Below are 19,903 nucleotides of genomic sequence, written 5' to 3'. Positions count from 1 at the left end.
ATGAAATGGCAGATTTATATTTTCGACGTCATCGCCGTTTAAGACAATCGGCTGGTATCAGATCAATGGTAAAAGAAACATACTTACATAAAGAGGATTTAATCTATCCAATTTTCGTGATGGATGGAGAAAATATTAAAAATCCCGTTAACTCTATGCCGGGAGTTTTTCAATTTTCTTTAGACCGTTTGGGAGAAGAGGTAGACGAGGTCGTTACATTAGGGATACCATCAGTTATTTTATTTGGTTTGCCTGCGACAAAGGATGCTGAAGGAACTCAAGCGTACCATGATCACGGAATTGTACAAAAGGCTATCCGCTTTATCAAGGATCGTCATCCAAACCTAGTGGTTATCGCAGATACTTGCTTATGCGAATTTACAGATCATGGTCACTGTGGAGTAGTTGATGAGCATGAAAGAATCTTAAATGACCCATCGTTGGACTTACTAGCAAAAACTGCTGTGAGTCAAGCTCAAGCAGGAGCAGATATCATCGCACCTTCTAACATGATGGATGGATTTGTTACTGCTATTCGTCAAGGATTGGACAGAGCTGGATTTCAAGATGTGCCGATTATGTCTTATGCAGTGAAATATGCATCAGCTTATTACGGTCCATTCCGTGAGGCTGCGGACGGAGCTCCTAAATTTGGAGATCGTAAAACGTATCAAATGGATTATTCTAACCGTATGGAGGCAATTCGTGAAGCAACTTCTGATATGGAAGAGGGAGCAGATTTCTTAATCGTAAAACCTGCACTAGCATATTTGGATATTATCCGCGATGTTAGAAATAACTTTGATGCTCCAATCGTTGCGTATAACGTAAGTGGAGAGTATGCAATGGTGAAGGCCGCTGCAATCAACGGCTGGATAAACGAAAAAGAAACAGTTCTAGAAACTTTAACAGGAATGAAACGTGCAGGAGCCGATATTATCTTAACGTATCATGCTAAAGATGTAGCGCGTTGGTTGGAGGAGAAATAATGTCAAAATCATATAAATTATCTAAAGAAGCATTTACAGAAGCAAAGGAACTAATGCCTGGTGGGGTTAACAGTCCTGTTCGTGCATTTAAATCTGTAGACATGGATCCAATTTTCATGGAGAGTGGAAAGGGAGCCATCTTAAAGGATATTGATGGCAATGAATACATCGACTATGTACTTTCATGGGGACCACTTATTTTAGGTCACACTGAACCGAACGTAGTAAAAGCTATTCAAGAGGTAGCTGCAACTGGGACTAGCTTTGGAGCTTCTACTTTAATCGAAAATAAGCTTGCCAAATTAGTAATGGAACGTGTTCCATCTATTGAGATGGTCCGTATGGTTTCTTCTGGTACGGAGGCAACCATGAGTGCATTGAGATTAGCACGTGGTTATACAGGACGTAACAAAATATTAAAATTCGAAGGATGTTACCACGGTCATGGAGATAGTCTACTGATTAAAGCTGGATCTGGTGTTGCTACCTTAGGTCTTCCAGACAGCCCGGGTGTACCCGAGTCTATCGCTAAAAACACAATTGCCGTTCCTTATAATGACATCGAAAGCGTTCGCTATGTGTTTGAAAACTTCGGTGACGATTTAGCAGCAGTAATTGTAGAGCCAGTGGCAGGAAACATGGGCGTTGTGCCTCCAATTGAAGGCTTCCTTGAAGCATTGCGTGAGTTGACAGAGAAAAATGGAACAGTTTTAATCTTCGATGAAGTAATGACTGGTTTCCGAGTGGGTTATAACTGTGCACAAGGCTTTTTCGGTATTACACCAGATTTAACTTGTCTAGGAAAAGTAATTGGGGGAGGCCTACCAGTAGGTGCTTTCGGAGGTAAACGAGAAATCATGGAAATGATTGCACCGGCAGGCTCTGTATACCAAGCAGGTACTTTATCTGGAAATCCTTTAGCAATGACAGCAGGTTATGAAACATTATCTCGCTTAAATGAAGACACGTACAAATATTTTGTTAAGCTTGGAGATATGCTTGAAAAAGGATTCAGAGAAGCGGCAAGCAAGTACAATATTCCACATACAGTAAATCGTGCTGGTTCTATGATTGGCTTCTTCTTTACTAACGAAAACGTTATTAACTATGACGTAGCTAAAACAGCTGACCTTGATTTATTTGCAAAATATTATCGTTTAATGGCTGAGGAAGGTATCTATTTACCACCTTCTCAATTTGAAGGGATGTTCCTATCCACTGCACATACAGAGGAACATATCAATAAAACAATCCAAGCTTTCCATACTGTTTTTGAAAAGCTAGCTAGATAATAACAAACAAACTAAAAAATTTAACTGCTCCGTAAAAGTTAGACACTAATCTAATTTTTACGGGGTATTTTTTTATTTGAAAAGATATATCTGCTTTACAAGGGATACTCGGTCCATTCGTGGCTGGTCTATTATAACAATACAGCAAAAATAACAAGAAATGCTCGATTTCGTACTTAGCGGTCTCGTCTGAATAAGTCCTTAATCAAAGTTTTGGAAAGCGAAGCATAAATGAAAGGTATTTTTCATATTTTCTTACGTTGAAACATAATTTGTCCTATACGAAGGAGGATGAAAAATGGAAGTGAAAAGTTGGGAAGTAAAGGAACAGTTTTGTTTTCCGCAAAGTTTTGGTGTACCAAAGGAAGTTAAGACAATTAAGGTGACTCCGCAATATTTTCAAGAGGAAATAGACGAAATGGTGCATATAAACGGTATTTATCATATTACATGTCATGTGGAGTTTGAAGAAGGAGAAGTTGAACACCATGCAACAAGCGAATTTACAGAAATTGAGGATTTAGATTTACAAGGAGAGCTGGGATATTTTGAATATGCTGTTCCGATGAGCGTAGAAATCAGTAAGGAGAGAATACAACAGGATACGTCTCCAAGTATTAGTGTAGAAAATATAAATTGTAAAGCAGAATCGGATGGAATTGAAATTGTCTGGTTTGTGAATTGTGAATACGAAACGTCAAGACCACTGAAAACAGAAGTGGTAATGACAGATCTAATAGAAGAGGAAGAAGAACAAACAGAAGTGGTAGAGGTTTTACCATTTAATTTTACCCAGGATGAAGAGTCAAGTGAAGATACAATGCAAGTTCAATTAGAAAGTGAAGAACTAGAAGAAGTAACAGTAGAGCCGTTAAAGCCAACACAAAGAGTAGTGAGTGCTGAGCAACAATCTACAAATGAGGATGATCAACAGGATCTGCCTAAAGTTGCTATAAAACATAATGAAACGGAAAGCTCAGTAGAAGGTGAGTCAGAACTGCAATTTATATTAGATTTAGAGGACGGATATACTAAGCTTTCCTTTCCATCAAATAATGTCCTTAAACAATAGAAATCCGAGAAATGCCAAAAAGACTAGCAAGATAAAATCCCATGTAGTAGGAACGATCAATACACGAACAAGTTGAAAGCAACCGATTGGTATAATGATGCCTTTTACGTAAAAACGAGTTCTTCGTAGCCAATCTGGCAGAAGATATGGGTTGTATCCTCTTTTCATAGTGTTTTCCTCCTTTCACAAGACTATGCTTGACGGCATATAATAATATCCTATACAATAAAAACAACTATATATGGATGCTATGAATGGGAAGAGTAAAATGACACGGTTATCTAAAGAAAGGAAACAATTTGCTGAAATGTTTCCGTTAGCCACCATTTGAAGGTAGCCCAAGAGCAGCTTTTGTGAACTAACAGTAGCAATTGCCGGTTTGAAGCCGTTATCTAATTGAGAGCGTGATGTGTTTTATTGCATCTGCGAATAAAGGTGGTACCGCGAACAAACTCCTTCGTCCTTTAGTGATGATAGGAGTTTTTTTATATTCTTTTTTAGGAGGAAACGATATGACAAACGAGACAAGGATGTCTACCAAGTATGATCCGCAGTCAATTGAAAAAGGTCGCTACGAGTGGTGGTTAAAAGGCAAATTTTTTGAAGCGCATCCAGAGAGTGAAAAGGAACCATATACAATTGTGATTCCACCACCGAACGTAACTGGGAAGCTACATTTAGGTCACGCCTGGGATACTACGCTTCAAGATATTATCATTCGTATGAAGCGTATGCAAGGCTATGATGCCCTATGGTTACCAGGAATGGACCATGCAGGAATTGCTACTCAAGCAAAGGTGGAAGAAAAACTTCGCGCTGATAATATTACTAGATATGACCTTGGCCGAGAAAAATTCGTTGAAGAAACATGGAAATGGAAAGATGAATACGCAGGGCATATTCGTCAGCAATGGGCAAAGCTAGGCTTAGGCTTAGACTACTCACGTGAACGTTTTACATTAGATGAAGGCCTTTCTAACGCAGTAAAAGAAGTATTCGTTAATCTATATAACAAAGGCTTGATTTACCGTGGCGAATACATCATTAACTGGGATCCAGCTACTAAAACAGCACTTTCGGATATTGAAGTAATTCATAAGGATATACAGGGTGCATTCTATCATATGCATTACCCACTTGCAGATGGTACTGGTTCGATCGATGTTGCAACAACTCGACCAGAAACAATGCTAGGGGATACGGCTGTTGCGGTACACCCTGAGGATGACCGCTACAAGCATTTAATCGGTAAAAAAGTAAAATTACCAATCGTTGGCCGTGAAATTCCAATCGTAGCAGATGATTACGTGGATATGGAGTTTGGTAGTGGTGCAGTTAAAATTACTCCAGCTCATGACCCGAATGATTTTGAAATTGGTAACCGCCATGATTTAGAAAGAATACTAGTGATGCATGAAGATGGCTCTATGAATAAAAATGCTGGTAAATATGAAGGTATGGATCGCTTCGAATGTCGTAAGCAAATTGTGAAGGATCTTCAAGAAGCAGGAGTATTATTCAAAATCGAAGAGCATGCACATTCCGTTGGACATTCAGAGCGAAGTGGAGCTGTAGTTGAGCCATACCTTTCTACACAATGGTTCGTTAAAATGCAGCCACTTGCAAAAGAAGCTATTAAGCTTCAAGAATCAGAGGGCAAGGTAAACTTCGTACCTGATCGCTTTGAAAAAACTTATCTACGTTGGATGGAAAACATTCATGATTGGTGTATCTCCCGTCAACTTTGGTGGGGACATCGTATTCCAGCATGGTACCATAAAGAAACTGGAGAAGTTTATGTTGGGCACGAGGCGCCAGCAGATGAAGAAAATTGGAAGCAAGATGAAGACGTTTTAGATACATGGTTCTCATCTGCTCTATGGCCTTTCTCAACTCTTGGTTGGCCTGATGTAGAAAATGAGGAAATGAAAAAGTATTATCCAACTAATGCCCTTGTTACAGGTTATGATATTATATTCTTCTGGGTGTCTCGTATGATATTCCAAGGAGTAGAATTTACAGGAACTCGCCCATTTGACGATGTACTAATTCACGGTTTAGTACGTGCAGAAGATGGTCGTAAAATGTCGAAATCTCTTGGAAACGGCATTGATCCTATGGATGTAATCGAAAAGTACGGTGCAGACTCACTACGCTACTTCCTAAGCACTGGCTCATCTCCAGGGCAGGATCTACGCTTCTCAGTAGAAAAAGTAGAGGCTGTTTGGAACTTCGCCAATAAAATTTGGAATGCATCACGCTTTGCATTGATGAATATGGATGGCTTGAAATACGAAGAAATTAACTTAGAGGGCAAAAAGTCTGTAGCAGATGCTTGGATTCTTACTCGTTTAAACGAAACAATTGAACAAGTAACAAGACTTTCTGAGAAGTATGAGTTCGGTGAAGTTGGCCGTGCACTTTATAATTTCATCTGGGATGACTTCTGTGACTGGTATATCGAAATGGCTAAGCTACCGCTAAACGGAGAGGACGAGGAAGCGAAGCATATGACTCGTTCTGTTCTAGCATATGTATTAGACAATACGATGCGTTTATTACATCCATTCATGCCTTTTATCACAGAAGAAATTTGGCAAAACCTTCCTCATGAAGGGGAGTCAATTACAGTAGCTCCATGGCCGACTGTTAACGAAGAGCTTTCTGATCAAAGCCAAGCAGCAAGCATGAAATTACTTGCAGAGATTATCCGCTCGGTACGTAATATACGTTCAGAGGTACAAACTCCAATGAGCAAAAAAGTGCCTCTATACATCTCAGCGAAAGATGCCGACACTCTTGCTGTGTTAGAAGCTAATGCGAAATACTTAGAGCGTTTCTGTAACCCAGAGCCTCTAGTGATCGGTCAAGACCTAGAAGATCCAGGTCAATCGATGTCAGCAGTAGTTACAGGTGCTCTATTGTACCTTCCACTACAAGGCTTAATAGATATTGATGCTGAAAAAGCTCGTTTAGAAAAAGAATTAGAAAAATGGGCAAAAGAAGTGAAGTTAGTTCAAGGTAAGCTATCCAACGAACGCTTCGTTTCAAAAGCACCTGAGGCAGTAGTAGCAGAAGAGCGTGCCAAAGAACAAGATTACCTAGAAAAACACGCAACTGTGTTAAAACGTCTTGAGGAATTAAATAACTTGTAATTAGTAAGCGTAGCAAGCACCCTAGAGGTGTTTGCTACGCTATTTTTATGAATAAATACAAGTCGAGCTACTGGAGTAATTGAGAACCATTTTAGAAATGGGTTTTAGCACGGATAGTGTGGAAGAACCTTGCAGAGACGGAGTAGAACATTGCAGAGAAGAGGAAGAACATTGCGGAGGAGGAGTAAAACCTTGCAGAGAACGAATGAAATGTTGTACAGATGGAGCAGAAACTTGCAGAGACCGCATAGCATAGCATTCAAACACAAAAAAACACATCGAGCTCAATGCTCAACGTGCTTTTTTAACTGTTTATCGATGTAATCCATGATTGGTATAGCAATATCCGTTTTTGTTGTTTGGAAATATGATCTTGCACCAACCGGATCTTCTATTTCATTGAAAAGCCATCTCCCATCGGGTAAAAGGAGGAAATCGATTCCTATATAATCACTTTTAATCGCTTTTGCAATTTTTACTACGTCTGCTTCTTGGCTTGCAGAAAGCTCATAATTTTCAACAGTTCCACCTAAATTAAAATTGGATTTAAAGCTATTTGGAGCACCGATTCTCTTTACAGCTCCAATGACCTCAGTGCCCAGCATAAATACTCTAACATCAGTTGCATTCGTTTCTATATAGCTTTGGGCAATAATCTCTTGTGAGCCGTACTTTGTTAGAAACTCTTCAGCAGCTTCTTTATTGTCCAAAAGCTCTACCTGTAAGCCGCCATGTCCCTCAATAGTTTTTAAAACAATAGGGTACTGATCGATCTCATGAATATCTTTTATTTTTTTCGTTGGTACTGTTGCAATTCCTAGCATTTGAACTAGCTGAATTGCTTTGTATTTATCATTTGCAATGACGTTGACCTCAGCCCGGTTGAACATAGGTAATCCTAGTTGTTCAAGCTTTTTGGAAAGCTCAGGATTACGAGCTCTAAAAAAGATAAAATCTACTTCTGTAAATTCTAGCTGTTGATCATCTATCACATTCAATGTATGTCCGTGATTCCTTGCAGCTTTAATAAGGCGATCGATGAAATTTTGATTTCTCTCGATTTCTTTTAATTCATATATCAACAAGCCATTCATATAACAACAGCTCCGATTTTAGATAATATATAGCTAATCATGGCATCTCCTACGTTAATGCCAGTGACATTATAAATGTTACGAATATGTGCTACTCCATTAACCTCACAAACTAGTGGTTCTTCGTCTTCACCAAAGAGCAAATCGACCCCAGCAAATTCAGCATTCAATGCAGCAGCAGCTTGAATAGCCACTTCTTTTTGTTTTTCTGTTAAAACGATTTCAGTTGCAGTCCCACCATTTGTGATATTGGCACGGAAATCGGTAGCTGATTGACGGTGCATGCAAGCCACAACTTGACCTCCCACCACATTGACGCGAATATCTCTTCCTCTACTCGTATGGATGAATTGCTGGAAGACATATTCAATCCCTTTTAGCTCTTCCACCTTTTCAAAAAATTGCTCTCTTGTTTCTATCAAATAAACTCTTTGACCAAATGAGCCATGTGCTTCTTTAATAATCATAGGTAGCTGAAGTACTTGTAAAACCTGCTCGTAATAGCCAGTGTTCAAAATAGAGAACTCAGGATAGACTTTAGGTGCTATAATCGTCAGAGGCATTGGCACGTTAGCTTTTGCCAGCGCGAGATATTGATGCGCCTTGTTATCACAAATCTCAATCACGCTTGGATCATTGAACACTGGTATGCCTTCATTCTTTAGATATTTTGCAAGCAAAATATCTTTGTCTAGAAAGACGACAAAATCAGGCCTTGTTGATAAGCTTTCATGAACATTCATCAGAAGCTCATAATTTTTTACTAAAACTGCTAGTATGCCTTTTTTTTCTGCTGCTTCTTTCAGGAGGAGAGCCTGATCGAGAAACTTATCATGAGTTAGGCTACCATTGTAAACGATCCAACAAGTTTGCATAATTAATGACCTCCACGGGTACGTGTTATAATGTGTTCACAAGAAGTTTAGCAGAAAAGTAACGAAGACGGAATAGGGTGAATGACTTGGAAATAAAAAAATTTAATAACTATAAGATAAAATGGGATATTACTAGTGAAACTATGATTAAACCTGGTCTAGAGCGTATTCAGGAAGCTTTAAATAAATTGGGAAATCCGCAGGAAAAACACAAAATAATTCATGTTGCTGGCTCAAATGGGAAAGGCTCAACGATTGCCTTTATGAGAGCGATTTCAAAGGAGCACAACTTAACATATGGTAGCTTCACATCTCCTTGTTTAATCGATGTACACGATCAAATACAAATAAACGGCAATAATGTTACCGAGGATCAAATGGACAAGGCGTTTCAAAAGCTTAGACTAGCAGGAATAAGTGGTATGCTTACTGATTTTGAGCTTTTAACAGTAGTTGCATTTTTAATTTTTGAAGAACACGATTTAGATATTGTATTCCTGGAAAGCGGAATGGGTGGAAGACTTGATAGCACGAACGTAATTCAACATTCTTTAGCAGTTATACCGAGTATATCTATTGATCATACGAACTTCCTAGGTGACACTATCGAGAAAATAAGCTGGCATAAAGCAGGAATTTTAAAAGAACATGGGAAATTGATAATAGGGGAAATTCCCCAAAGTGCCAAAGAGGTAGTAGACAAAGAGGTAAAAGAGAAACAGTCGGAGCTTATTGAAATAAACAAAGATTTTAAAATGATAGGTAAAAGCTATACATATCACAACCATCAATTTAGTGATTTAATGCCACAAATGCTTGGAAGCCATCAGTTATCGAATATGGCACTAGCTATTACTGCATTAATTGAAAGTGAATATACTTTAGATGAGGAGAAGGTACAAAGAGCAGTTAGTTTGGCAGCACTTCCTGGAAGAATGGAAAAGTGGAGTGAGAGAACGTATATGGATGGGGCACACAATAAGGCAAGCATTGACGCCTTAGTAGAGACGATCAAGCAATACTTTCCTAACGAACGTATCCATTTTATAATAGGTATATTAAAAGACAAAGATTATATGTATATTTTAAAAAGACTAGAGGAAATTGCTGCAAGTTTTGAGTTTGTAGATTTTAAACATGAAAGAGCTTTAGATGCTAATATTTTGTTTAAACACTGTACACACAGTGAGAAACGTATAACTAAAGATATAAATAATATAGACCTAATTTCAGAAAATGAAGAAGTTGTTACTATAGTCACTGGTTCTCTGTATCTAATTACCGAGTTAAAAGGAATAAACAGGTAAAATGTAATTTTAATTATTCTGTTTTCTTGTGATATAATTTTTATATAATATAACTGCGAAAAAAGTAATGGCCTAAAAGGAAGGGGGATATGGTTGATGGTATTTACTCAGAGAGCTAAAAATATAATGATCTCACTTTGGTTCATTTTTGTTCCAATTGGGACTTTTTTAGTATATATAAACTCCCCAACCAAACCTACCGAATGGGAAAATTACGGATACTATTTGCTATTAGCATTACTATCTAGCGTATTTCCATTTGTTATAGCCGGTTCTACAATTATTCTTGTATTATGGGTAAATGCTGCGATATTTATGAAGTATGGTCTATTAGCTGAACTAATTTCTATGCAGCTGAGTATGTTTCCTGTTATATACCATATGAAAATTACCCGTGAAACCTTATTTAAATACTTCTTCAATTCATTTATGTTTTTTTTACTTTCAGTAATTTGTGGATCTCTTATTTTGGGCTTAGGATTTGAAGTCGGCAGTATAGCTATAATGGATGTAATCTTATACGGCTCTCTATATGCTATCTCATATATATTGTTAAACCATGTGATTTTGTATATTAGAGAGCTTATTTGTGGGTTTAAGCCGTTTTTTCTAACGAAGGATTTTTATTGGGAAACAGCTTGCCTATTAATGACACTACCATTTGGCTTAAGCCTATATTTATTTGAAACGGCAACTGGACCAATCGCATTGTTGTTAATGGGAATACCGTTAATAACAATCACAGTAATAGTTCGATTGTATAGTGATTCTGAAAAAGTAAATAATGATCTGAACAAGGCAAGCGAGTTTGGGCACGAATTGGCGGAAAGATTAACTTCTGCTGAAATATTAGATATGTTTGTAGAGCGAGTCTCTAAAATGTTTCCTATTGATACTGCCTATATAGTTGACAATGTGATCGATAAATTTATAATTTTACGAGCAGTTGAAGATGGGGTTAAGAAAGAATTAGAATCCTCACATGAAGAAATAAAATATAGCTTTGTTGGGAATGTCTATCAAAAAGGAGAACCAATCCTCTATAATAAACAAACGGAATGGCTTCATATGAAACCTTCGTTTTTATCAATGGAGATGCAAAGCGTGATGGCTGTACCGATTTATCGAAATCAGAAAATTGAAGGTGTATTGGTTCTTGCAACAAAAAGTAAATTTGCATTTGAGCCTTACCAATTGAATATTGTTCATTTATTGTGTTCTTACTTTGCTGTTTCCTTAGAAAAAGCAAGATATGTAAGAGAAGCAGTAGCTCAAAGTGAAATATGTGAACTTACTAAGCTATATAATTATAGATATTTAGATAGACAAATTGCTACTGAAATGGAAAAAGTAGTAGCTGGGGCGTATCATTCACTGTCATTAATCATGCTGGACATCGATAAATTTAAGGCTGTTAATGATACTTATGGTCATCATAGTGGAAATCTAATCTTAAAAGAATTTGCCCAACTTATAAAAAAAGAAATAGGTGGAGAGGGCACGGTTGGGAGATATGGCGGAGAGGAATTCGTTGTTATCCTTCCAAACTACACCAAGTTACAAGCTATTAACTTAGCAGAGCAGCTCCGTATGAAAATTGAGCAAACTCCTTTCATAGTAGAGCAGGGTTTAGCAGATGTAGCTAGAGAAGAGATTATCTTTATCACAGCGAGTATTGGAGTTTCAACAGCACCTGAAGATAGTGATGAGGGGAATTCCCTTATACGTAATGCCGATCGCGCTCTATACATCGGGGCAAAACAGGCGGGCCGGAATAGAGTTGCGGAGTATGTGAAATAAAAACATTTATTTAAAATATAGAATAGGAGACGAATATTGTCACTTTAATTGTGACTATATTCGTCTTTTTGTTTAAATGATGGATTACAATAGTAATAGCTACATTTATCTGTAATAATAACATTAATTACTATCATGGAAGGTTGATTATTGTGTTTATTCATGAAGATATACATAATGAAAAAGGTTTAACCCTAGTTGAATTATTAGTAGCTATAATTATAGTTACTATCATTTTATTGTCATTTTTAACTTTTTTTCTTCAATCAGCAAAAACGGGTAAAAGTTCAGAAAAAATAGTAGATGCCACGTATCTAGCCCAGACAGAAATGGAAAGATTTTATGAGTTAAGTGTACGTATAAAAAAAAGTGATAGAATATTAGGAATTGAAAATTTAGGATACAGTGTAGTAAGTGCAAATACTGAAGAAGAAATTTTTGAAAAAGCTGACGTTACAAATAATGGTTTTATAAAAGTTAAATTAAAACTGCAAAGTAAATCTACTTCTTTATACCACTTGGTTATTGAAGTTTATGATAATAAAGAGGGTCCTCTACGTGTGAAAATGGAAAATATTATAGAGTGGAGGTAGTAAAAGTTGAAACGTCTAAAAGAGAATAATGGATTCACTCTAATTGAAATACTTGCAGTAATTATAATTATTTCTTTGTTCATAGGGCTTTTTTCTAATATTTTATTTTCTATCTCTACACAGCATAAAAAACAACTCAATGAAAATATGAATTTAACAGATATATCTTTCGCTTTGAAAACAATAACAAAGGATATAAGGAAATCAAAAAAACCTGTTTGGATTAGTGAAAAGGAAATAGATTTAGATGGAATTACATATTCATTTGATGAAGATAAGCAAGCTATAAATAAAGATGACAAAATATTTGTCAATCATATTAAAAGTTTTGAAGTTTCGGTATCAAATAACAAATGGGATATAGAAGTTACAAATTTACAAAATAAAAGTGAAAAAACTGAGATAATTATTAGAAGAGGTGACTGAATTGTTTAAATATAAATATAGAGCTCATCTTACTCAAAAGGAAAATGGTTTTACTCTCATAAGTGCTTTGCTATTGCTGATCTTAACTTCAGTTCTCGGACTTGCAATTTTATCAATTACGTGGAATGTATCAAAATTATCTAGCAGTGAGAGGGCTGATCAAACAACATTTTATATTGCAGAGGCTGGAATAGTTACAACTAGAACAGCTATGGAAGAAAAAATTAAAAAAATATATAACGAAGCTTATGATGAAACACTTAGAAAAAAAAATATATATGAGAATCTACCTTTGGAGCAACAAACTGGATTTAATTTTAAAGAAATTTTAAAGAATGAATTCAATAGTAGAATTAATACTCAAATTAAAGATAAAGAAGTAACCATAGTTGATTCTTTTGAAGAAAATTATGATGACAATAATAGCTTGGTAAGACCCCAAGCTACAGTTAATTTTATTAAAAAAAGTATAGATCCCTTTGAATATACAATTGAATCTACAGGGAAAATTGGAAAACAGGTCCGAAAGGCTAATCAAGACTTTATAGTCGATTTAGGACTCGGAGATACTGAAGAGGGCTCTCCTGAGGATCCTTTGCCTGAAGATAATGAGTATGAAAACTTAGCCTTGTATGTGAATAAAACAATTGAATTGTCCGGAAGTGCTACTATCAATGGGAATGTTGCTTTAGGAGGAGCAAAAGATAATTTCAAAAAATGCTTAGACTGGAAAAATGAAGTAATTATGTGCGGCGGTACAAAACATAACGGAGAAATTATTTCAAACGTAAAGAGAATATATGAACTTCCAGATTATCCAGTCATACCTACCTATAATATACCGAAAGATTTGGTAGTGTCGAAAAACCCACATGAATCAACGTATGTTATTAAAGATGGAAATTTGCTAATCAGTAACTACTTAACAAATAATTATATATTGAAAATGAGTGAATTAGGTGACAATAACGGGAATTTACAGTTTAAAAACCTAATTATTAATAGCAATAATAAATTAATTATTGACGTCGGCTCAACTGATAAAGCCTTAGTAATTGATAAACTAGATTTAAGTGGGCATATAGAAATTATAGGAACAGGGAAACTTACGTTATATGTTAAAAACTCCATTGGAATATATAGCTCAAGTACTATAAATAGCAATAGCAAAAACGTAGACAAAATTAAAATCTTTTACAGTGGAGCTGAAGAAATTAAAACTTCAGGTGGAGAATACATTTATGGTTCCATTTATGCTAAAAGGGCCAATATTAATCTTGGGGCTGGTGGGGGTGGATACTTTGGAGATATTTATACAGGTGGTTCTAGCTTTAAAATCAGCGGTGGTGTAAAAGGATATACTAATTTATATCTTGCTCCTAATGCTCATTTTGATCTTTCAGGTGGCGGACAAGTTAATGGATTGATAGTTGCAAATACGTTCTCGGCAAGTGGTGGTACCGTTCTTACTCATGGAGAAGTAATACCTCAATTTGAACCTAAAAAAGAGATTTTTATCCCTGCTAAACAAAATGAAGTTGATTTAATAGAAAGAGAAGTATTGATAGAAAAATAAAAGGGAAATAGGAATTATGTTGTTAACCTTCTGGTTCATAACTTTAATTCCTTTTTTTTTGTTTATAATTATTCAATAAAAGTTCCTTGATGTAGATATACATCCGATATACATGATTGTTTTCTCACAATAGAAAGTTATTAGATATATTACAGTAAATTTATAACTTATTCCTATTTAGTTTTACTACTATAGTTTCTAGCACAAGTAGTATATGGCTGTAAATTAAATGCTTTTTATGTAATCATAGTATTATATATTCCATAAATTACTTGTATTCGACAGCTTATTCGTATATAAATAAGTAAAAAGGTTTATAAAGATGGAATCAAAAAAATTATTCTGTACTTTATTTCGAAGAAATGTAGTTAGAAAGACTAATTATGAGGTTCTTTTTAACTATTTCGTGGATAGGTTTAAAGGAGTGCGATTTATGAAGTTTATTTTTAAAAAAAAGTTATTATATTTTCTATTCATTTTCTTATTAATCTCAATTCCTATTCGAAGTTTGTTTCCTTTGAGTGCCGAAGCTAATAATAATCCTGCTTCTTCCATTGGAGGATTCGAGGTCCAGTCCTCAGACAAGGCAGAAATAATTTCCTTCCTAAATGAAAAGATTAATGAATGGGAGAATAATATTCCTGTAGTTAATGACAATGGAGAAGAATTAACTCTGCAAGCAGAATGGTTCACTTTTAATGTGGAAGGAACTGTCGATAAATTTTTGTCAAGAACAGAGAAACCCTGGTTCACTTTTTGGAAAACTTCATCAGTAGTTCATTTACCAATAGAATTTACTATGAGTCAAGAGGTTAATAGGCTAATAGAAAAACAGTCTCACTTAAATGCAGAGCAAACTTTAGGGAATATAAGAGAAAAAGTAGGAATCCTTTCTAGTGAGCCTATAGAAAGCGTTCCATTAGACTTATCCCTAATACCATTAGAGCGTGTTGCTTTTACTCTCGAAGAAATTATGATAAATACTACGAGTTTAAATGATATTGTTACCGTTCTTAATGAACAAGTTATCGGGAGTGAGGAAGTGTTTTCTCTAAAAGAGAGAATAGAGAAAATAAATATTGTCCCCTCTGATGAAACGTTAAATTATGTGGCATCCATTCTATACAGTGTAGTACTTAAAACTGATTTTGATATAGTGGAACGTCATTCTCAAGGAGTGCTTCCACCTTATTTGGAGGCAGGCATCGAAGCGGAAATTAGTAATAGTAAAGATTTTAAGTTTATAAATACGACTGATCAACCGGCTAGCTTAAAATTTAGTTTGAAGGACAACAGTTTCTTAGTAGAAATCTATGCTGTACCCACTGAAACTGAAGGAAAGTATCAGGTTAGAGGACGGCAGGAAATTAAACCAAGAACCATTTATAGATATTCGCCTGACTTAGCACCAGGTGAAGAACAGCTAGTAGAAGAGGGAAAGCCAGGATTGAGAGTATCTGTTTATCGTACAATTTCAGATAAAATAGGACCTTTTGAAAATGAAGAGCTCGTATCACAAGATTATTATCCTCCTAAAAATAGAATTATTATTAAATCAGTGATTGTACCAGAAACACCTACTGTTCAGGATCCAGATCTGGAAATTGATTTAAATGGAGATGGCTTAGCAGACATGGGACCTATTTCGACAGAGGGCGATGAGGTTTCGACGGACCCTTCTATTTCCAATATAATAAATAATGAAAACACAGATGAACTACCTGAGGGAAGTTATTATGACAAGGCAGGAAACATCATAGATGGATCTAAATAATTTTTAGGGGTGGTAAACTGTGAAAATGAATGCCCGTAAACGCTTAGGAGATTTATTAGTAGAATCCAATGTTATTAGTAATCAACAGTTGGAATATGCATTAACACATAAAAGTCGTGAAGAAAAGTTAGGGGATTTTCTTATTAAAGAAAACCTCTTAACAGAACAACAATTAATAGAAGTATTAGAATTCCAATTAGGAATTCCACATGTGAATTTAAATCAATATTCAATAGAACCTGAATTGATTCAATTAGTTCCCAAAGAATTGGCGAAGCGGACATATATCATGCCACTTAAAAAGGACCGAAATAAATTATTAATTGCGATGGCTGATCCAATGGACTATTTTGCAATTGAAGAAGTTAGAATGGCAACTGGCTGCCAAATCGAAACTAGTATTGCCGCTAAGGATGATATATATCGAACTATAACTAAATATTATGACTTGCAGGAATCAATGGACCAAGCATTGATCGATATGTCACCTAAAGAGATAGAAAATGATACTCAGATTACTGATGAGGATTCACCTATCGTACGTTTAGTAAATCAAATCGTTGCGAATGGAGTTGCTCAAAGGGCAAGTGATATTCACTTTGACCCACAGGAGAATGATCTCCGTGTTCGTTACAGAGTAGACGGAATGTTGAAATCAGAGCGTTCTCTTCCAAAATATATGCAAAATGTCGTGTTAGCTCGTATAAAAATTATGGGGAATTTGAATATAACCGAAAATCGTATTCCACAGGATGGACGTATCAAGCTGACAGTTAATATGAAAGCAATTGATATCCGATTAGCTACTCTTCCAACAATATATGGTGAAAAGGTTGTAATGAGGATATTAGATCTAAGCAGTGCTTTAAATAGCTTAGGAAAGCTAGGTTTCAATGATAGAAATTTAACTGCTTTTAGCAAAATGATTGAGCGTCCAAATGGAATTGTTCTCTTAACTGGTCCCACTGGCTCTGGTAAATCTTCCACTCTATATGCTGCATTGAATCAGTTAAATGATGAAAATGTGAATATTATTACCGTAGAAGATCCGGTGGAATATCAATTGGATGGAATCAATCAAATTCAAGTGAGGGAAGAAGTAGGTTTAACTTTTGCTGTTGGGCTAAGATCTATATTACGTCAAGACCCAGACATAGTAATGGTTGGTGAAATACGAGATCTAGAAACAGCTCAAATTGCAGTAAGAGCATCATTAACTGGGCATCTGGTCTTAAGTACTCTTCATACGAATAGCGCAGTAGAATCGGTGTCTCGCCTTAAGGATATGGGAGTTGAGCCATTCCTTCTTTCCTCGTCATTAGTAGGAATAGTAGCACAACGTTTAGTACGTAAAATTTGCAGAGATTGTGGAGAGATGAAAGCTCCAAATGAAAGAGAAAAAGAAATTTTTGCTGAACGAGGCATACAGATTGAACAAATTCGAAAAGGTAGGGGTTGTCCTGCCTGTAACCAAACTGGGTATAGAGGCCGTTTAGCAATTCACGAGGTTTTAGTTGTGGATGAATTTGTTAAGGATCTTATTTTAACTTCTAAAAGCCCATCATTAATTAAAGAGCATATGAAAAAAACAGGATTCTCTAGTCTGCTAGAGGATGGGCTGCTTAAGGTAAAAGCTGGATTAACTACTACTGAAGAAGTGTTACGCGTGGCAACTGTAGATTGAGGTGTAAAAAATGAAAAATTCTATTATTTATTTACTCGAAAAATCTTTTGAGGACAAAGCTTCGGATTTACATCTTACTGTTGGGTTGCAACCTGTATTTCGAATTAACGGATCATTAAAAGCTTTTGGAGACATACAGCTAAACACAAACGATACAGCAGATATGTTAAAAGAAGTATTAGAGCCTTCTAAGATAGAGGAATTTGAAGAAAAAGGAGAAATCGATTTTAGTTATGAGCTGCCAGGTCTATGTCGATTCCGTATAAATGCATATCATCAACAGGGGCAGGTATCTATTGCCGCTCGAATGATTGAATCTAAGATTCCTGCAATAGAGAGCTTGGGAATGCCGAATGTTTTATATTCATTGGCGGACAAGCCTCAAGGTTTAATTCTTGTAACAGGACCAACTGGCTCAGGTAAGTCTACAACATTGGCATCTATGATTGACTATATTAATACAACAAAAGCTATGCACATTATTACGTTAGAGGATCCAATTGAGTATGTTCATAAGCATAAGAAATCAGTAATCAATCAACGAGAAGTAGGGTCGGACACTTTAAGTTTTGCAAATGGATTAAGAGCTGCTTTAAGGCAAGATCCAGACGTAATCTTAGTTGGAGAGATGAGAGATTTGGAGACAATTTCCACCGCTATTACGGCAGCGGAAACGGGACATTTAGTAATGGCAACGCTTCACACGAGTAGTGCTCCTACTACAATCGACCGAATTATTGATGTGTTTCCCCCACACCAGCAGGGGCAGATTCGTATTCAGCTAGCTAATGTCTTGCAAGGCATTATTTCTCAAAGATTATTTATCCAAAATGACGGTATGGGGCGTGTGGCAGCAACAGAAATATTAGTTCAAACACCTTCTGTAGCAAACCTTATCCGAAATGAAAAAGTACATCAAATCCAGAACGTCATGCAAACGAGTCGAGCATTAGGTATGCATACTTTAGAATCATCAGTTCAATCATTATTGAATAGCGGAAAGATTTCTCTTGAAGCAGCTAAGCCCTTTTTAAATGTAGGTGAATATTAATGGTAGTTTTCAAGTATAACGGTCGAACCTCTCATGGAAGTTTAAAAAAAGGCATTATCGAAGCCACTAATAAACAAGCAGCTGTAGCTAAATTACGATCTCAAGGAATTAATCCTAGGGAGCTTGAGGAGTCTAAAAGTATTCTTCACAAAGAATTATCCCTTGGTGGCAAAGTTAAAAATGAACATTTTGTTATCTACGCTAGACAATTTGCTACACTAATCCGTGCTGGAGTCTCCATCTTGGAATCTACCAAAATTTTAGCTGACCAAACCTCCAGCAAGCCTTTGAAAAAAGGTCTAAAAGATGTAGAAGAAGATGTACGTTCAGGTCTTTCTTTTTCAGAAGCGGCAGCAAAATACCCTAAGGTTTTCCCCGCTTTGTTTGTTAATATGATTCGAGCTGGAGAAGCGACGGGTAACCTAGATGAATCATTAGAAAGACTAGCCTTTTCTTATGAAAAGCAATTTAACTTGAAAAAGAAGGTTCAATCTACACTTGCGTATCCTGTTATTTTACTAGTACTTACGATTATTGTATCTGTATTTTTAATGCTTACAATTGTTCCTCAATTTGTCACCATGTTCAATGACATGGGGGCAGAGCTACCACTAATAACGAAAATGGTAATGGGATTCAGTGAATCACTGCAAAACTCTTGGTATTTCTATTTTGCCGCAATTTTTATCATATTAATAAGCTTTTACTTGCTTTATAACAAGAATACACAATTCTATTATTCTTTTAATGTTTTTTTATTGAAAATGCCAGTGTTTGGGAAGCTACTTCAGAAATCAGCCATTGCAAGAATGACTAGAACGCTTTCCTCATTGTTTAGTAGCTCAGTGCCTATATTACAAGCACTGACAATAGTTGAAAAAGTAATAGGTAACCCTGTTGTGGCTAAAGTAGTTAGTGAATCTAGGACAAGTCTTGAACAAGGAAGCACTTTATCTGCACCTTTGGAAAAAAGTTGGATTTTCCCTCCTTTAGTAACGCAGATGACAGCTATTGGAGAACAAACCGGATCACTTGATTACATGCTAGAAAAAATAGCAGACTTTTATGAGGATGACGTGGATCGAACGGTTGATACACTCAAATCTTTAATTGAACCATTAATGATTGTCTTTTTAGCTGCAATAGTAGGAACAATTGTAATGGCGATCATGATACCGATGTTTAGTATGTACGAGCAAATTTGATATAAATTCC

The 19,903-nt window shown here is 36.1% G+C and carries 16 protein-coding genes and 1 other annotated feature; of the genes, 13 read left to right on the top strand and 3 right to left on the bottom strand.

Annotated elements, in window-relative coordinates:
* The first annotated feature begins 5 nt into the window (after positions 1–5).
* From hemB to MHB55_RS12825, 3 genes are all read left to right on the top strand, one after another.
* Entirely contained in the window at positions 6–989 is a 984-nt protein-coding gene (gene hemB, locus MHB55_RS12835) for a porphobilinogen synthase (protein WP_191696816.1), read from the top strand.
* Entirely contained in the window at positions 989–2,281 is a 1,293-nt protein-coding gene (gene hemL, locus MHB55_RS12830; protein ID WP_340863388.1) for a glutamate-1-semialdehyde 2,1-aminomutase, read from the top strand. Before hemB ends, hemL begins: the two co-directional genes overlap by 1 nt.
* 298 nt (positions 2,282–2,579) lie before the next feature.
* Entirely contained in the window at positions 2,580–3,353 is a 774-nt protein-coding gene (locus MHB55_RS12825; protein WP_154310547.1) for a hypothetical protein, read from the top strand.
* On the opposite strand, the gene MHB55_RS12820 is transcribed toward MHB55_RS12825, so the two are convergent.
* Positions 3,330–3,521: a hypothetical protein gene (locus MHB55_RS12820; protein WP_144535671.1), complete on the bottom strand. Its 192-nt coding sequence runs from the start codon at positions 3,519–3,521 to the stop codon at positions 3,330–3,332. The two genes, MHB55_RS12825 and MHB55_RS12820, sit on opposite strands and share 24 nt — an antisense overlap.
* Positions 3,522–3,594: 73 nt before the next feature.
* Positions 3,595–3,821, top strand: a binding site (T-box leader).
* Positions 3,822–3,865: 44 nt separating this feature from the next.
* Between MHB55_RS12820 and MHB55_RS12815 the strand changes: the two genes are divergently transcribed.
* On the top strand, positions 3,866–6,508 hold the full coding sequence (locus tag MHB55_RS12815) for a valine--tRNA ligase (protein WP_340863387.1): 2,643 nt from the start codon (positions 3,866–3,868) through the stop codon (positions 6,506–6,508).
* 284 nt (positions 6,509–6,792) lie between these two features.
* On the opposite strand, the gene MHB55_RS12810 is transcribed toward MHB55_RS12815, so the two are convergent.
* Entirely contained in the window at positions 6,793–7,602 is an 810-nt protein-coding gene (locus tag MHB55_RS12810) for an ATP-grasp domain-containing protein (RefSeq protein WP_340863385.1), read from the bottom strand.
* The gene (locus tag MHB55_RS12805; RefSeq protein ID WP_144535677.1) at positions 7,599–8,477 is read right to left on the bottom strand and encodes an ATP-grasp domain-containing protein; all 879 of its coding nucleotides are present in this window, start codon (positions 8,475–8,477) and stop codon (positions 7,599–7,601) included. Before MHB55_RS12805 ends, MHB55_RS12810 begins: the two co-directional genes overlap by 4 nt.
* Positions 8,478–8,563: 86 nt before the next feature.
* Here MHB55_RS12805 and MHB55_RS12800 point away from each other — a divergent pair, with 86 nt between their 5' ends.
* The 9 genes from MHB55_RS12800 (at position 8,564) to MHB55_RS12760 (ending at position 19,893) form a co-directional block, all read left to right on the top strand.
* Positions 8,564–9,784: a bifunctional folylpolyglutamate synthase/dihydrofolate synthase gene (locus MHB55_RS12800; RefSeq protein ID WP_340863384.1), complete on the top strand. Its 1,221-nt coding sequence runs from the start codon at positions 8,564–8,566 to the stop codon at positions 9,782–9,784.
* Positions 9,785–9,880: 96 nt separating this feature from the next.
* Complete coding sequence (locus MHB55_RS12795) at positions 9,881–11,584, top strand: sensor domain-containing diguanylate cyclase (RefSeq protein WP_154310553.1); 1,704 nt, start codon at positions 9,881–9,883, stop codon at positions 11,582–11,584.
* A 152-nt stretch (positions 11,585–11,736) separates the two neighbouring features.
* Complete coding sequence (locus MHB55_RS12790; protein ID WP_340863383.1) at positions 11,737–12,177, top strand: type IV pilus modification PilV family protein; 441 nt, start codon at positions 11,737–11,739, stop codon at positions 12,175–12,177.
* 6 nt (positions 12,178–12,183) lie between these two features.
* Positions 12,184–12,603, top strand: coding sequence for a prepilin-type N-terminal cleavage/methylation domain-containing protein (locus MHB55_RS12785; protein WP_154310557.1), 420 nt, complete (start codon positions 12,184–12,186; stop codon positions 12,601–12,603).
* A gap of 1 nt (position 12,604) precedes the next feature.
* Positions 12,605–14,179, top strand: a complete 1,575-nt coding sequence (locus MHB55_RS12780) for a DUF7305 domain-containing protein (RefSeq protein WP_340863382.1) — start codon at positions 12,605–12,607, stop codon at positions 14,177–14,179.
* A gap of 433 nt (positions 14,180–14,612) precedes the next feature.
* The gene (locus MHB55_RS12775) at positions 14,613–15,953 is read left to right on the top strand and encodes a VanW family protein (RefSeq protein WP_340863381.1); all 1,341 of its coding nucleotides are present in this window, start codon (positions 14,613–14,615) and stop codon (positions 15,951–15,953) included.
* A gap of 25 nt (positions 15,954–15,978) precedes the next feature.
* Complete coding sequence (locus MHB55_RS12770; protein WP_195762020.1) at positions 15,979–17,637, top strand: ATPase, T2SS/T4P/T4SS family; 1,659 nt, start codon at positions 15,979–15,981, stop codon at positions 17,635–17,637.
* Positions 17,638–17,647: 10 nt separating this feature from the next.
* Complete coding sequence (locus tag MHB55_RS12765; RefSeq protein WP_340863380.1) at positions 17,648–18,688, top strand: type IV pilus twitching motility protein PilT; 1,041 nt, start codon at positions 17,648–17,650, stop codon at positions 18,686–18,688.
* The gene (locus MHB55_RS12760; protein WP_154310567.1) at positions 18,688–19,893 is read left to right on the top strand and encodes a type II secretion system F family protein; all 1,206 of its coding nucleotides are present in this window, start codon (positions 18,688–18,690) and stop codon (positions 19,891–19,893) included. Before MHB55_RS12765 ends, MHB55_RS12760 begins: the two co-directional genes overlap by 1 nt.
* Positions 19,894–19,903 lie beyond the last annotated feature (10 nt).

The sequence above is a fragment of the Psychrobacillus sp. FSL K6-1267 genome (assembly GCF_038003265.1).
Lineage (GTDB): Bacteria > Bacillota > Bacilli > Bacillales_A > Planococcaceae > Psychrobacillus > Psychrobacillus faecigallinarum.
The sequence above is the reverse complement of the archived record's forward strand: the minus strand, read 5'-3'. Positions and strand labels throughout refer to the sequence as shown.

Excerpts from the sequence above, each read along its gene's own strand:
- MHB55_RS12805 (WP_144535677.1), bottom strand. The coding sequence starts at position 8,477 with ATGCAAACTTGTTGGATCGTTTACAATGGTAGCCTAACTCATGATAAG.
- hemL (WP_340863388.1), top strand. The coding sequence starts at position 989 with ATGTCAAAATCATATAAATTATCTAAAGAAGCATTTACAGAAGCAAAG.
- hemB (WP_191696816.1), top strand. The coding sequence starts at position 6 with ATGGCAGATTTATATTTTCGACGTCATCGCCGTTTAAGACAATCGGCT.
- MHB55_RS12825 (WP_154310547.1), top strand. The coding sequence starts at position 2,580 with ATGGAAGTGAAAAGTTGGGAAGTAAAGGAACAGTTTTGTTTTCCGCAA.
- MHB55_RS12760 (WP_154310567.1), top strand. The coding sequence starts at position 18,688 with ATGGTAGTTTTCAAGTATAACGGTCGAACCTCTCATGGAAGTTTAAAA.
- MHB55_RS12820 (WP_144535671.1), bottom strand. The coding sequence starts at position 3,521 with ATGAAAAGAGGATACAACCCATATCTTCTGCCAGATTGGCTACGAAGA.
- MHB55_RS12795 (WP_154310553.1), top strand. The coding sequence starts at position 9,881 with ATGGTATTTACTCAGAGAGCTAAAAATATAATGATCTCACTTTGGTTC.
- MHB55_RS12810 (WP_340863385.1), bottom strand. The coding sequence starts at position 7,602 with ATGAATGGCTTGTTGATATATGAATTAAAAGAAATCGAGAGAAATCAA.
- MHB55_RS12765 (WP_340863380.1), top strand. The coding sequence starts at position 17,648 with ATGAAAAATTCTATTATTTATTTACTCGAAAAATCTTTTGAGGACAAA.
- MHB55_RS12815 (WP_340863387.1), top strand. The coding sequence starts at position 3,866 with ATGACAAACGAGACAAGGATGTCTACCAAGTATGATCCGCAGTCAATT.
- MHB55_RS12775 (WP_340863381.1), top strand. The coding sequence starts at position 14,613 with ATGAAGTTTATTTTTAAAAAAAAGTTATTATATTTTCTATTCATTTTC.
- MHB55_RS12770 (WP_195762020.1), top strand. The coding sequence starts at position 15,979 with ATGAATGCCCGTAAACGCTTAGGAGATTTATTAGTAGAATCCAATGTT.